The organism is Hahella sp. CR1 (assembly GCF_029813005.1).
Classification (GTDB): Bacteria; Pseudomonadota; Gammaproteobacteria; order Pseudomonadales; family Oleiphilaceae; genus Hahella.
In genome coordinates this window covers 116,011-130,169 of sequence record NZ_JAPELK010000012.1, presented here as the reverse complement: position 1 = coordinate 130,169, position 14,159 = coordinate 116,011, and the positions used below count along the sequence as shown (strand labels likewise).

The window sequence follows — 14,159 nt, the reverse complement described above, 5'->3', positions numbered from 1 at the left end:
AAGTAAGCGCCCGCCGTCGAACCTTCTTCAATAATCGCCCTTTGCGCTTTACTCCCGGTGAGTTACCCGCACCACCTCTTCCACAGAGGTCAGGCCCTTCAACACCTTGGCGATGCCGTCCGCATGAATGCTGGGGCCACGCTTGCGCGCGCAGGCTTCCAGCTCCATTTCGCCGGCTTGTTTATGCACCAGGTGACGCAATTCCTCATCGACCTCAATCACCTCATAGATCCCCAAACGTCCGCGATAGCCGAGGTGGTTACATTCAGCGCAGCCTTTCGCGTGGTAGATATGCTGAGGATTTTGCGGATCAATGCCGAGGAACTCGCAAACTTCGTCGTCCGGCGTGTAAGCCTCTTTGCAGTGCTCGCATAATACGCGCACCAGACGCTGAGCTATTACGCCGATCAAACTGGAAGATATCAAAAATGGCTCCACGCCCATATCCATCAAACGGGTTACTGCCCCCACCGCACTGTTGGTGTGAAGGGTGGACAACACCAAGTGTCCGGTCAAACTCGCCTGTACTGCGATTTCGGCCGTTTCCAAGTCCCGGATCTCACCAATCATCACCACATCCGGGTCCTGACGCAGAATGGCGCGCAGACCTCGTGCAAAGGTCATATCGACTTTGGTGTTGACCTGAGTTTGACCGATGCCGGGCAGGTTGTACTCGATAGGGTCTTCGACCGTCAGGATATTGCGGCTGCGGTCATTGATTTCAGACAGTCCCGCGTACAAACTGGTGGTTTTACCGGAGCCCGTAGGACCCGTCACCAAAATAATGCCGTGGGGACGATGGATCAGTTTCTTGATCAGATTGAAGTCACGATCAGCCATACCAAGCTTTTCAAGCTTCAACCTGCCCGCCTGTTTATCCAACAAACGCAGTACGATACGTTCGCCGTTGGCGGAAGGCATGGTGGACACCCGGATATCTACTTCTTTACCTGCAACGCGCAGGGAAATCCGGCCGTCCTGTGGAATTCTTTTTTCCGCGATGTCCAACCTGGACATAACCTTGATACGAGACACCAACAGCGGCGCCAAAGCCCGCTTCGGTTTGACCATTTCCCGTAATACGCCGTCCACGCGGAAGCGCACGACGAGGTCTTTTTCAAAGGTTTCTATGTGAATATCCGAAGCGTTGGTTTTTACCGCTTCCGTCAGGATGGCGTTGATCAGACGAATGATAGGCGCGTCGTCCTCCTGCTCCAGCAGGTCTTCCGTTTCTGGAACGGAATCCGCCAGACTGGCCAGGTCCATGTCGTCACCCAGCCCCTCCACCATTTGCATCGCTTCGGTGGAGTCATTCTGATAAGCCTTCGCCAGACCATCCTCGAAGACGCCATCTTCTATCACTTCGAAGCGGCATTTACCTTCGACATATCGATTTACTTCCGCAAATATTTGCGGCTTCAGCGACTCTTTAAAATAAACAACTTGGCCATGATTCTCATCCGGCTGACCGACGAACACGCCATGACGCTTGGCGAATGAAAACGGCAGGCGGTAATAGGACCGCGGCTGATCCTCCTGATCTTCGGAATCGTCCGTCAATACTGGAATCGCGTCTTCAGTTGCTTCGAGTTGGCGCTCGTCCATATCTAACCTTTAGTCTATTGTAAACATTGTCATTCCGGCTTACGCTCAGGCCATACATGGAAGCCGGGAAGGTTTGAGAATCTACTTTATCTTTTCAAGAGATTCCAGACTACCTGGTCTCATTTCATTTATAGTTAATTATATGTAATAAAGGCCATTAAATACCCGTTTTTAGTATATTTTTGAGAATTCCGGACTTTTCTTTTAGAGCTGCTACAGCAAAAATACCGGGCACAGAATTACTTAACCGGGACAATGGTCGCACATAATAAAAAGCGAGCCATTAGAACACCGAGACAGATTCATCGTGAACAAAGACAAACTACTCAATTCCGCCCCCTCCATTACGGCGTCGCTACTGTTGATCGCCGCTACCGCAACGGTTGGTTGGCGCGGTTATCAGTTCTGGCTCGACTACAACACCAAGAAGGAAATTGTAGTCAAGGCAGCGCCAGCAACCCAGGTCAAACAGGAACGCACCGTACAACAGTTGGCGCCCCTCAATCTGTTCGGCAAAAATGAACCCGTCGCCCAGAAGAAAGAAACGGAAGACCTCCCCTCCACCAATCTGCGCCTGACTTTGCGGGGCGTGGCCGCCACCAACCTTGAAAAAGGCGAGTCCGGCGGCGCATTGATTGAGGGTCCGGATCGCAATACCGATTTCTTCCGCGTGGGCGAAAACATGCCCGGCAACGCAACGCTACACTCTGTCTACGCCAACCGCGTGGTCATTGATCGCCGGGGCAGCCTTGAAAATCTGTTCTTCCCGGAAGAGTCCAGTTCCGGCGCCAGTATAGAAAGCTACGCCAGCGTCTCTCGCGACGACGCCCCCGACTATACTGAGCCCGCCTACGAGGAACCCGTCTACGAAGAGCCGCAGTATCAAGAGCCTGAATACCCGGAGCCTCAATACGAAGAACCCAAGTATGAGCAGCCTGACAGCGGCGGCGAGCCGGTTCCCGTCGTAGATGCGCCCCATGATGACGGCTCTCAGCAGGCGATTTCAGAACCCGCCTATCAGGAAGAGCCGACTTACGCTATCGATCAGCCGCCGGAAGAGCTTTCCGAGCCCTCCAACGATAACAGTTCAGAGCTGAGCGAAATGGACGAACAACGTCGTCAGGAAATTCGTGATCGACTGCAAAAATTGCGCGAACAAATCCGTCAAAAGAACAACGGTTAGTCGCGCCCGATTTTAAGCGCCGAAACGTCAATATCGTTCCGGCGCCCCATCTCCCCTCCCTAAATTAACGATTTCTAATCCTTGCTTTTTCAAACCCTGGCCATTCCAGCGCAATCCACTTTATTTCCCTTGTATTTAAGCCACTTAGGGCTAGTCTTAAGATTCACCTTTCCTTACACAGTTTTACAAAACTCATCCAGTCATATTTCCGATTAATTCCTATACTTAAACTCATAAACATAACTACGACTCCGGTCTAACAGCCGGCATTAACCACACCAACGATATCGACGACGGGACGCCCCACCTATGCAGTGGACAAGAAAATTGCGTGTCAAAACAGCCATTACCCTGTTTTCATGCTGGGCTCTTGTTGCGTCTGCGGCCTTCGAAATCAGTCAACAGATTCTGACTCATGTGGAGCGCGAATACGGCGGCTCCGCCCGCGAGCGCCTGGAGCGCTGGCAAAAACTGCTCAACACCCCCAAAGACATCCCTGACGAACGTAAGTTAATGATGGTCAACGTCTTCTTTAACGAAACTCAGTTCGTTCCGGACATCAAACACTGGGGGCAGGAAGATTACTGGGCGACGCCCGTTGAGCTGCTGGTCACCAATGGCGGCGACTGTGAAGACTACTCCATCGCCAAATATTTCGCCTTGCGCGAAATGGGCGTGCCGGACGACAAATTACGCATCACCTACGTTAAGGCGCTAAAGCTCAATCAGGCGCATATGGTGCTTGCGTACTATCCTGACCAGGACAAAGAACCGCTGATACTGGACAATCTGATTCAGGAAATCCGCTCAGGCTCCGAACGCGATGACCTCTATCCCATCTACAGCTTCAATGGCGATGGGTTATGGCTGTCCAAGCAACGAGGATTGGGCAAGCGTGTAGGCCAAGCCAATCGACTGGATCAGTGGAACGATTTAAACACGCGTATGCTGCAACAATTGCAGACCCGCCTCTGATCTCATACCTCATTCAAGCAGGCGCGATTAACCGCGCCTGATTTCTGACTTCTTTGTGTTTTTCTTTTCCAGTCAAACACTTTTCCGCTGTTACTTTATTATTTTGCTTCAGCGCACCTTCTAGCCGCCGACCTATTTTCTTTTTATCCGCTTACTCAGGCATCACCTACTTCCCGTCTCTCCATGGCGGCGCATTATAACGTTGACGTAAACGTAAACTTGCTGCAATAATTTTGCTCAATTCAGACAGAGAACGCCCATGACAAAAAACTACAGCATCAGTGACCTAGCGAAGGAGTTCGACGTTACCACAAGGACAATCAGGTTTTACGAAGCGGAAGGGCTGCTCAGCCCGGAACGGCAGGGACAGACCCGCATCTACTCCGAAAAAGATCGCGTCTACCTCAAGCTTATTTTGCGAGGCAAACGACTCGGCTTCTCCCTGGCGGAATCCAAACAAATTATCTGCATGTACGACCCGGACAGCGGCAACCGGGTGCAGCTCCAACTGATGCTGAACAAGATTGCGGAAAAAAGAGACATCCTGAAGCAGCAGCTTTCTGATATCCGCCTCATGCAGGAGGAGTTGGATGAAGCAGAAGAGCGCTGCCAACAGGCGCTGGCGGACTTTGAAAAAGGCTGACTAAGCGTGTGCGCGGCGAGCGAACGCAACAAATCGCAGCAGGCCTTCTTCTGATGACATTGATTCAACGTTAAAAATAACAAAGGAACCATTATGGCCAATCACTATCACTCCCTGAACTTCGGACTGGGCGAAACTCTGGATATGCTGCGTGAACAGGTGGCGGGATTCGCGCAAAAAGAGATCGCGCCCATCGCCGCGCAGGTGGACAAAGACAACGCGTTCCCCAACCAATTGTGGCCGCGCCTGGGAGAAATGGGTCTGTTGGGCGTCACCGTCAGCGAAGAGTTCGGCGGCGCTGAACTGGGATATCTGGCTCATGTCCTCGTCATGGAAGAGATCAGCCGCGCATCCGCATCTGTCGCGCTCAGCTACGGCGCCCACTCTAACCTGTGCGTTAACCAGATTTACCGTAACGGCACGCCAGAGCAAAGACAGAAATACCTGCCTAAACTGATCTCCGGCGAACATATCGGCGCCCTCGCCATGAGCGAGCCCAACGCCGGCAGCGATGTCGTCAGCATGAAATTGCAGGCGGTAAAAAAAGGCGACAAATATGTGCTTAATGGCGCAAAAATGTGGATCACCAACGGCCCCGACGCGCACACTTACGTCATCTACGCCAAGACTGACGTTCAGGCAGGCCCCAGAGGCATCACCGCGTTCATCGTGGAGCGCGATTATCCCGGCTTCTCCCGCTCACCCAAACTCGACAAACTGGGCATGCGCGGCTCCAACACCTGCGAGCTGGTGTTCGATAACTGCGAAGTGCCGGAAGACAATATTCTCGGCGGCCTCAACCAGGGCGTGAAAGTCCTGATGAGCGGACTGGACTACGAGCGCGTCGTACTGGCCGCCGGCCCTATCGGCATCATGCAGGCCTGTATGGATGTCGTCGTTCCCTATATCCATGAGCGTGAGCAGTTCGGCCAGGCTATCGGCCAGTTCCAGCTCATTCAAGGCAAAGTGGCGGACATGTACACCACCCTGAACGCCTGCCGCGCCTACCTTTATGCAGTCGCCGCCGCCTGTGATCGTGGCGAAACCACACGCAAGGACGCCGCTGGCGTGATTCTATACTGCGCAGAAAAAGCCACCCAGATGGCCCTCGACGCCATTCAGATTCTGGGAGGCAACGGCTACATCAACGAATTCTCCACCGGCAGACTGCTGCGCGACGCTAAGCTATATGAGATCGGCGCCGGCACCTCTGAGATCCGCAGAATGCTGATCGGCCGCGAACTGTTCGAGGAGTCCCGGTAGCCTTCGGCTGCCGTTCTCTACACGGAATCCAAACAACCACCCAGCAAGACAGGACGAAGCTATGGCTGTTCTGAAATCCCAAACATCCACCGACAGCGAAAGCTATCAAAGCCAATATGCGGCGATGAGCAAACTGGTGGATGATCTCAAGACTGAAATCAGTTTTATCGAACAAGGCGGCGGTCACGCCGCTCAGGAAAAGCAGCGCGCAAAAGGAAAGTTGCTGCCCCGTGAGCGCGTCGCCAAGTTGCTCGATCCCGGTTCGCCGTTTCTTGAAATCGGCCAATTCGCCGCCTACAACGTCTACGCAGACAACGTGCCCGCCGCAGGGGTCATCGCTGGTATCGGACGGGTCGAGGGCATTGAATGCATGATCGTCGCCAACGATTCGACGGTCAAAGGCGGCACCTACTATCCACTGACGGTGAAGAAGCATATTCGCGCCCAGACGATCGCAGAAGAGAACAACCTGCCCTGTATCTATCTGGTGGATTCCGGCGGCGCCAACCTGCCGCAGCAGGATGAAGTCTTCCCCGACAAGGAAGACTTCGGGCACATTTTTTATCGTCAGGCGCGCATGTCCGCCCAGGGCATTCCTCAGATCGCCGTAGTAATGGGTCTTTGCACCGCTGGCGGCGCTTATGTGCCCGCCATGGCGGACGAAGCCATTATGGTGAAAGGACAGAGCTCTATTTTCCTGGCGGGACCGCCTTTGGTGAAAGCCGCTACCGGCGAAGAAGTTAGCGCCGAGGACCTGGGCGGCGCAGACGTTCATTGCAGAATCTCCGGGGTGGCGGACCATTACGCTCAAGACGAGTTCCACGCCCTCTTGCTGGCCAGACAGGCGGTTAAGCGCCTCAACCGCAAGAAAACTGTCACCATGGACATCCAGACGCCGGTGGAGCCGCTATATCCCGCTCAACAGCTGCGCGGCGTAGTCCCCACTGATCTGCGTACGCCTTATGACGTGCACGAAGTCATCGCCAGACTGGTGGACGGCTCCGAATTCGACGAGTTCAAGGCGCTCTATGGCGCGACGCTGGTGTGCGGTTTCGCTCGTATCAACGGCTACCCTGTGGGCATCATCGCCAACAATGGCATTTTGTTCAGCGAGTCCGCCGTCAAAGGCGCGCACTTTATCGAGCTGTGCTGCCAGCGCAAAATTCCTCTGGTGTTCCTGCAGAACATCACCGGTTTCATGGTCGGCAAGCAGTATGAAGAAGGCGGCATCGCCAAAAACGGTGCCAAGCTGGTCACCGCTGTCGCCTGCGCGGAAGTGCCCAAGTTCACTATAATCATTGGCGGCAGCTTTGGCGCTGGCAACTACGGCATGTGCGGCCGCGGCTACAACCCCCGCTTTCTGTGGATGTGGCCGAATGCGCGCATCGCAGTAATGGGCGGCGAGCAGGCGGCGGGCGTGCTGGCGCAGGTGCGCGAGGATAATCTACGCCGCAAAGGCGCGCTGTGGAGCGAAGAGGAGAAACAGGCGTTCAAGGCCCCCACTATTCAGCAGTTCAACGAGCAGTCACACCCCTATTACGCCTCCGCGCGCTTATGGGACGACGGCATCATCGACCCGGCGGACACCCGCATGGTGTTGAGTCTGGCGCTTTCCGCCGCGTTGAACGCCCCGATTAAAGACAGCAAATTCGGCGTGTTCCGCATGTAGGCGCGACAAGGACTTCACATGACGCCAACTCAGCCGACCACCAGACCAACAAGAGAGGTTACGCCGTGTCAGAACCCGTTTTATATCGCGTAAATCAGGGCGTTGCGGAAATAGTATTAAACCGGCCCGAAAAGCATAACGCCTTTAACGCAGACGTTATTCAGTCCCTGAATGAAATGATCGAGGAGACCGCCAACGACAGCGCCGTACGCATCGTCGTCCTGCGCAGCGAAGGCAAGCACTTCTCCGCCGGCGCGGACCTGGAATGGATGCGCGCCAACGCCAATGCAGACCATCAAGCCAACTTGGATGACGCCGCCGAACTGGCCAGACTCATGCGCGGCCTCTTTGAACTGCCCAAGCCGACTATCGCCCGAGTGCAAGGCAGCGCCTTCGGCGGAGCCCTGGGCCTGATCAGCTGCTGCGATATTGCTATCGCCAGCGCGCGCAGCAAGTTCTGTCTGAGCGAAGTAAAGCTGGGCATCCTGCCCGCGGTGATCAGCCCCTATGTACTCCGCGCCATCGGGCCTCGCGCCATGCAGCGCTACACCCTGACCGCCGAGCTGTTCGACGCCAAAGAGGCGCTACGCCTTGGCCTGATCCACGAAATCGTCGAAGAGACCAGTCTGGATGCGGAAGTGGAGCTTTTCACCCGCCTGTTCAAACAGAACGGCCCCAATGCCCTGTCCCGCGCCAAAGAGTTGCTGCACCGGGTCGAAGCAAGCCCCATTGACGATGCGCTGGTCGAACACACCACTCGCGCCATCGCCGACGTGCGCGTTTCTTCCGAAGGACAGGAAGGGCTCAGCGCATTTTTAGAAAAACGACCCGCCGCCTGGACCCTTTCCGATGGAGCCGCCGAGCATGATTGAGACGTTATTGATCGCCAATCGCGGCGAGATCGCCAGCCGCATTATCCGCACCGCCAGTCGCATGGGTGTGCGTACGATCGCCGTATATGCGGATGTGGACCGTAACATGCCCTTCGTGCAGGAAGCCGACGAGGCTTACCCCCTGCATGGCGTGACCGCGACAGAAACTTACCTGAATCAGGATAAAATCATCGCCGTCGCGAAAAAGTGCCGCGCTGACGCTATCCACCCCGGATACGGCTTCCTGTCGGAGAACGCGAGTTTCGCCGCGCTGTGCGCCAAGGAGTCTTTGATATTCATTGGCCCTCCCGCCAAAGCTATTGACGCTATGGGCGATAAAGCCCGCGCCAAGCATCTGATGGAACAGGCCAATGTTCCCCTGATCCCCGGCTATCACGGCGAAGACCAAAGCGTTGACGTCCTGCGCGCCCAGGCCGAGGTAGTCGGCTACCCGGTCCTGCTTAAAGCCAGCGCGGGCGGCGGCGGCAAAGGCATGCGCGCCGTGCGCGCGCCCTCTGAATTTGATGAACAGCTGGCGTCCGCGCAGCGTGAGGCGAAAAACGCCTTCGGTGACCAAACCATGCTGATCGAAAAGCTGATCGAACAGCCTCGTCACGTCGAAGTGCAAATCTTCTTCGACGCTCACGGCGAAGGCGTCTATCTGTTTGACCGCGACTGCTCCATCCAGCGTCGCCATCAGAAGATCATCGAAGAAGCGCCCGCCCCTCATCTCGCCGACGCGACCCGTCGCAAAATGGGAGAAACGGCGGTCGCCTGCGGCAAGGCGATTGGCTATGTCGGCGCCGGCACGGTGGAATTCCTGGTCGATAAAAATGAAAACTTCTATTTCATGGAAATGAACACCCGCCTGCAGGTGGAGCACCCGGTGACGGAAATGATCACGGGCCTCGACCTGGTGGAGTGGCAGATCAAAGTCGCTGGCGGCGAGCCTTTACCGGCGACCCAGGATCGCATTCGCAGCAATGGCTGCGCCATTGAAGCGCGCATCTACGCGGAAGATCCGGAGAATGGTTTTCTGCCCAGCGCCGGCGCGTTGCATTTTCTCTCCGCTCCCGCGAGCGGCGAGCATACTCGCATTGATTGCGGCGTCGCAGCGGGCTGCGAGATTTCGCCCTTCTACGACCCGATGATCGCCAAAGTCATCGGCTGGGGGCCCTCCCGCGAGATGGCGCGGCGACGCCTGAAAGACGCCCTGGCGGATTTCCTGGTGACCGGCGTCACCACCAACACCGGCTATCTGTGCCGCATCATCAACAGCGATGACTTCGTTCAGGCGCGTTTGACGACCGGCTTTCTGGAAGCCAACCCCGGCCTGGAAAAAGCAGATCGGGAGATCCCTTTCAACACCAAGTGCGCGCTGGCGGCGTTGTACTGGTCAAACCTCAAGGCAGCACCCAATGCCGCCGATCAGGACCCATTTTCGCCCTGGTCCCAGATCAGCAACTGGCGTTTGAATCTGGTGGAAGCCTCCGAATATGAGTTCTGGCTCAACGGCGAATCATTTTCCCTGCTACTTGAACAACATCATGACCAGTTAAAAATTGGCGATGGACAACACTGGGCGGACGTCAGCTTTAATCGCAACCACTCTCATGTGGACTTGTGGGTGGATGGCGTCAAGAGCTGCTTCCGTTTCGCCATTTCGGAGAGCTGCATCGACCTGTTCAAAGACGGCGCGCACTGGCGCTTCGAGACCCCTGACGATAATACGCTGACGGAACATCATGTGCAGGACGGCGGCTCCCTCAACGCCCCCATGGGCGGCACCATCGTCAAAACCGCCGTACAAGCGGGCCAGGAAGTGGTCAAAGGCGACATTCTGGTAGTGATGGAAGCCATGAAGATGGAGCACAGCATCCGCGCGCCCGGCGCAGGCACTGTCACGGAAGTGTTATGCAAAGAAGGCGAAGTGGTCACCGCCAACCAGATTCTGGTGGCGTTCGAAGCCAGCGGCGAAGGAGCCTGATATGTCCTCTGAAGTGAACGCCACGCATATCACCGGCGATCCGGATTTTGTTCGCATTGTAGAGGTAGGCCCTCGCGATGGCCTGCAGAACGAAAGCAAGCTGCTGAGCGTTGAAGAGAAAGTCCACCTCATCAAAGGGCTGATCGACGCAGGCGTCAGTTATATTGAGGCGGGAAGTTTCGTTTCCCCGAAATGGGTGCCGCAAATGGCCAGCTCCGCCGAAGTGATCCAGCAGCTGCCGGAACGCAAAGATGTAGTCTACGCCGCCCTGACGCCAAACCTGAAAGGCATGGAAGCGGCGCTACAGACTCAGGTCAACGAAGTGGCGGTGTTCACCGCCGCTTCCGAGGCGTTCAACCAGCGCAACATCAACTGCTCCATCCAAGAGAGCATTGAGCGCTTTCAACCGGTATTCGCATTGGCGCAGGAGCGCAACATCCCTGTTCGCGGCTATGTCAGCTGCGTGCTGGGCTGTCCCTACGAGGGACGCATCGAGATAGCCCAGGTTCTGAAAACCACTAAACTGCTGCTGGAAGCAGGCTGTTACGAAGTGTCTCTGGGAGACACCATCGGCGTCGGCTCCACCCATCAAGTGGCCAACCTGCTCAAAGCCCTGCTGTCCGAAATACAGAGCGACCTGCTGGCGGTGCATTTCCACGACACCTACGGCCAGGCTCTGGCCAACATCGACACAGCCCTTAACCTCGGAATTCGCACGGTCGACGCCTCCGTCGCCGGATTGGGCGGCTGCCCCTACGCAAAAGGCGCCTCCGGCAACGTCGCAACGGAAGACGTGGTGTACATGCTGCACGGCAACGGCCTGAAAACAAACATTGATTTGAATCGCCTCGCCATGGTAGGTAATGAGATTTCCACCCTGCTGGCGCGCAACAACGGCTCTAAAGCCGGTCTGGCGTTGTCGCAGGCGTATTCTTCACAATAAGGATAATATTGGAGTCTTTATGACCGCGCTCCCTTTATGGCGCCCCGGACACGAGCGAATACAACAAGCACGACTCACCGACTTCGTCGCATTTTTAAAAACCAGAAAGCTGTCGCCGCCATCTCACTATGACGCGCTACATGCCTGGTCGGTGGACAATAAAGAGGCTTTCTGGCTGGCGATATGGGAGTACTTTCAGGTCAAAGGCGACCTCGGCGGGGCTCCGTATCTGCGCAATGCCAACAAGATGCCTGGCGCACAGTGGTTCCCTGAAGCCAAAATCAACTTTGCGGAAAATCTGCTTAAACATCGCAACGGCAAGCACGGCGACGAACCCGCCATTATTGTCAGAGGCGAAGACGGCCGTCGTGAAGAACTTAGTTTCAACGAACTGTATCGCCAAGTCGCCAAACTGGCGCAATTTCTGAAGGCCAATGGCGTTGGTCCCGGCGATCGCGTCGCCGCGTTCATTCCAAACTGCGCCGAAGCGGTTATCGGTATGCTGGCCACCGCCAGTCTGGGTGGCGTCTGGTCTTCCTGCTCCCCCGACTTCGGGCTTAACGGCGTGATTGACCGCTTTGGCCAGATCGCTCCGAAACTGCTGATCGCCTGTCGCGGTTACAACTACAACGGCAAAGTGATCGACACTACGGATCGAGTGCAGGATATCGTCGGCAAGCTTCCCGCTTTGCATGGGGTGGTCTGGGTTAACTATCTGAAGAACCCGCAGGCGGCGCCGACGGACTTGTCAGGCGTCACGGCGACTTCCTGGGAAGACATAGTGAACACGCCTGGCGAAAGCGCCATCGAGTTTGTCCGGCGCGGGTTCGCCGAACCGCTCTACATCATGTACTCCTCCGGCACCACCGGTCAGCCCAAGTGCATCGTGCACGGCCAGGGCGGCACGCTGTTGCAGCACCTGAAAGAGCTGGGATTGCATACCGACCTCAAACCCGGCGACCGCATATTCTATTACACCACTTGCGGCTGGATGATGTGGAACTGGCTGGTGAGCAGTCTGGCGATCGGCGCGACGCTGGTGCTATATGACGGCTCCCCATTTCATCCGTCACCCTCTCACCTGTTCGACATCGCCCAGGAAGAGAATATCAACGTATTCGGCTCCAGCGCCAAGTTCTACGCCGCCTGCGAGAAGAATCACCTCAAACCGGCGCAGACCCATCGTCTGGACAGTCTCAGGGCCATGCTTTCGACCGGCTCCCCGCTGGCTCATGAGAGCTTCGACTATATCTATCGAGACGTGAAGGCGGACGTCTGTCTGAGTAGCATCTCCGGCGGCACTGACATTGTGTCCTGCTTCGCCCTGGGATGCCCCACACTGCCCGTTTATCGAGGCGAACTACAGTGCATCGGCCTGGGCATGGATGTCGAGTTTGTCGACGACTCAGGCCGCTCTCTGGCGCAAGGCAAAGGCGAGCTGGTCTGCAAGTCGCCCTTCCCTTCCATGCCGGTTGGATTTTGGAACGACGAGGATGGCGCGCGCTTCCACAGCGCTTATTTTTCCTCGATCGACAACATCTGGGCCCATGGAGACTACGGCGAATTCATCAACCATGCGGAAAACGGCGAAGTGGTGCAGAAAGGCGTCATCATTCACGGCCGCTCTGACGCCGTACTTAATCCTGGCGGCGTGCGCATCGGCACCGCCGAAATCTATCGTCAGGTGGAGAAGATCGAGGAAGTGCTGGAAAGCATCGCGGTCGGACAAGCCTGGGGAGACGACGAGAGAGTCATTCTATTCGTCAAAACCCGCCCCGGCGTTGATCTGAACGACGAGCTATGCAGCCGCATCACCCAGACGATTCGCAAGAACACCACGCCCCGACATGTGCCGGCGAAGATCATTCAGATCGCCGACATTCCCCGCACCATCAGCGGCAAAATCGTTGAGCTGGCGGTGAAGAACGTCATTCACGGCAAGGAAGTTAAAAACAAGGACGCGCTCGCCAATCCGGAAGCGTTGCAGTTGTTTGAAGATCTTGAGGAATTGCGCGGCTAGAACAGCCTGTATAAGAGATCCCTCCCCGGATTGGGGAGGGAGTATTCGTAAACTGGCTTAGAGAACTTTATCCAGTTCAGCTTCCAGTTGCGGAACCGCTTCGAACAAGTCCGCCACCAGACCGTAATCGGCTACCTGGAAGATTGGCGCTTCTTCGTCTTTGTTGATCGCAACGATTACTTTACTGTCGGACATACCCGCCAAGTGCTGGATCGCGCCGGAGATACCAACGGCGATATACAGTTGCGGAGCCACGATTTTACCAGTTTGACCGACCTGCATATCGTTGGGAACGAAGCCTGCGTCAACCGCCGCGCGAGATGCGCCAACCGCTGCGCCCAACTTGTCAGCCACTTTGTACAGCATTTCGAAGTTGTCGCCGTTCTGCATGCCGCGACCACCGGAAACAACGATGTTCGCACTGGTCAATTCAGGACGGTCGGACTTAGCCAGCTCTTCTTTCACGAAAGAAGAAATGCCTGCGTCGTGAGCCGCGCCAACAGATTCCACTGCAGCAGAGCCGCCTTCCGCCGCAACCGGGTCGAAACCGGTAGGACGCACGGTGATGACTTTGATTGCATCAGAGGTTTGCACAGTGGCGATCGCGTTGCCCGCGTAGATAGGACGCACGAAGGTGTCAGCGGAATCAACGCGGATGATGTCGGAAATCTGAGCTACGTCCAGCAGCGCTGCAACGCGAGGCATGAAGTCCTTACCGGTGGTGCCGGCGGAAGTCAGCACATGGCTGTAGCCTTTACCCAGTTCAGCGACCAGCAAGCCCAGGTTTTCAGCCAGAAAGTGGCCGTAGGCGGCGTTGTCGGCGTGCAGCACTTTCGCTACGCCAGACACTTTGGAAGCCGCTTCAGCAACCGCGCCGCAATCAGCGCCGGCAACCAGAACGTGAACGTCTCCGCCGATTTTCTGAGCGGCTGCGACAACGTTCAACGTAGCGGGTTTCAGAACCTTGTTATCGTGATCTGCAATTACCAGAATGCTCAT

General features: G+C 56.1%; 11 protein-coding genes. 9 read left to right on the top strand and 2 right to left on the bottom strand.

What is annotated here, in order from left to right; translation table 11 throughout:
• Window positions 1-48: 48 nt before the first annotated feature.
• Window positions 49-1,605 (bottom strand): type II secretion system ATPase GspE, encoded by a 1,557-nt coding sequence (gene gspE / locus ONV78_RS24900; protein ID WP_279507140.1) that lies wholly within the window; start codon window positions 1,603-1,605, stop codon window positions 49-51.
• Window positions 1,606-1,912: 307 nt separating this feature from the next.
• On the opposite strand from gspE, the gene ONV78_RS24895 reads away from it, so the two are divergent.
• The 9 genes from ONV78_RS24895 to ONV78_RS24855 all read left to right on the top strand — a co-directional run bounded on the left by ONV78_RS24895 (window position 1,913) and on the right by ONV78_RS24855 (window position 13,160).
• Window positions 1,913-2,788 carry a type II secretion system protein N gene (locus tag ONV78_RS24895; RefSeq protein ID WP_279507139.1) on the top strand — a complete coding sequence of 292 codons (876 nt, stop codon included), beginning with the start codon at window positions 1,913-1,915 and terminating at the stop codon, window positions 2,786-2,788.
• Window positions 2,789-3,097: 309 nt separating this feature from the next.
• A complete protein-coding gene (locus tag ONV78_RS24890) occupies window positions 3,098-3,763 on the top strand; it encodes a transglutaminase-like cysteine peptidase (protein ID WP_279507138.1) in 666 nt (221 codons plus the stop codon).
• A gap of 259 nt (window positions 3,764-4,022) precedes the next feature.
• Window positions 4,023-4,406 carry a MerR family DNA-binding transcriptional regulator gene (locus ONV78_RS24885; RefSeq protein ID WP_216737996.1) on the top strand — a complete coding sequence of 128 codons (384 nt, stop codon included), beginning with the start codon at window positions 4,023-4,025 and terminating at the stop codon, window positions 4,404-4,406.
• Between the two features lie 93 nt (window positions 4,407-4,499).
• On the top strand, window positions 4,500-5,669 hold the full coding sequence (locus tag ONV78_RS24880; RefSeq protein WP_279507137.1) for an isovaleryl-CoA dehydrogenase: 1,170 nt from the start codon (window positions 4,500-4,502) through the stop codon (window positions 5,667-5,669).
• 61 nt (window positions 5,670-5,730) lie between these two features.
• A complete protein-coding gene (locus ONV78_RS24875) occupies window positions 5,731-7,338 on the top strand; it encodes a carboxyl transferase domain-containing protein (protein ID WP_279507136.1) in 1,608 nt (535 codons plus the stop codon).
• A gap of 65 nt (window positions 7,339-7,403) precedes the next feature.
• Window positions 7,404-8,210, top strand: a complete 807-nt coding sequence (locus ONV78_RS24870; protein WP_279507135.1) for an enoyl-CoA hydratase/isomerase family protein — start codon at window positions 7,404-7,406, stop codon at window positions 8,208-8,210.
• Window positions 8,203-10,197 (top strand): acetyl/propionyl/methylcrotonyl-CoA carboxylase subunit alpha, encoded by a 1,995-nt coding sequence (locus tag ONV78_RS24865; protein ID WP_279507134.1) that lies wholly within the window; start codon window positions 8,203-8,205, stop codon window positions 10,195-10,197. The genes ONV78_RS24870 and ONV78_RS24865 overlap by 8 nt, the downstream gene beginning before the upstream one ends.
• Window position 10,198: 1 nt before the next feature.
• A complete protein-coding gene (locus tag ONV78_RS24860) occupies window positions 10,199-11,140 on the top strand; it encodes a hydroxymethylglutaryl-CoA lyase (protein ID WP_279507133.1) in 942 nt (313 codons plus the stop codon).
• A gap of 19 nt (window positions 11,141-11,159) precedes the next feature.
• Window positions 11,160-13,160: an acetoacetate--CoA ligase gene (locus ONV78_RS24855; protein ID WP_279507132.1), complete on the top strand. Its 2,001-nt coding sequence runs from the start codon at window positions 11,160-11,162 to the stop codon at window positions 13,158-13,160.
• 57 nt (window positions 13,161-13,217) lie between these two features.
• On the opposite strand, the gene ONV78_RS24850 is transcribed toward ONV78_RS24855, so the two are convergent.
• Window positions 13,218-14,159 (bottom strand): FAD-binding protein, encoded by a 942-nt coding sequence (locus ONV78_RS24850; RefSeq protein WP_279507131.1) that lies wholly within the window; start codon window positions 14,157-14,159, stop codon window positions 13,218-13,220.

What these genes read in the sequence shown, in the direction of transcription:
- ONV78_RS24860 (WP_279507133.1), top strand. Translation starts at nt 10,199, where the DNA reads ATGTCCTCTGAAGTGAACGCCACGCATATCACCGGCGATCCGGATTTT.
- ONV78_RS24865 (WP_279507134.1), top strand. Translation starts at nt 8,203, where the DNA reads ATGATTGAGACGTTATTGATCGCCAATCGCGGCGAGATCGCCAGCCGC.
- ONV78_RS24890 (WP_279507138.1), top strand. Translation starts at nt 3,098, where the DNA reads ATGCAGTGGACAAGAAAATTGCGTGTCAAAACAGCCATTACCCTGTTT.
- ONV78_RS24875 (WP_279507136.1), top strand. Translation starts at nt 5,731, where the DNA reads ATGGCTGTTCTGAAATCCCAAACATCCACCGACAGCGAAAGCTATCAA.
- gspE (WP_279507140.1), bottom strand. Translation starts at nt 1,605, where the DNA reads ATGGACGAGCGCCAACTCGAAGCAACTGAAGACGCGATTCCAGTATTG.
- ONV78_RS24855 (WP_279507132.1), top strand. Translation starts at nt 11,160, where the DNA reads ATGACCGCGCTCCCTTTATGGCGCCCCGGACACGAGCGAATACAACAA.
- ONV78_RS24885 (WP_216737996.1), top strand. Translation starts at nt 4,023, where the DNA reads ATGACAAAAAACTACAGCATCAGTGACCTAGCGAAGGAGTTCGACGTT.
- ONV78_RS24850 (WP_279507131.1), bottom strand. Translation starts at nt 14,159, where the DNA reads ATGAGCATTCTGGTAATTGCAGATCACGATAACAAGGTTCTGAAACCC.
- ONV78_RS24880 (WP_279507137.1), top strand. Translation starts at nt 4,500, where the DNA reads ATGGCCAATCACTATCACTCCCTGAACTTCGGACTGGGCGAAACTCTG.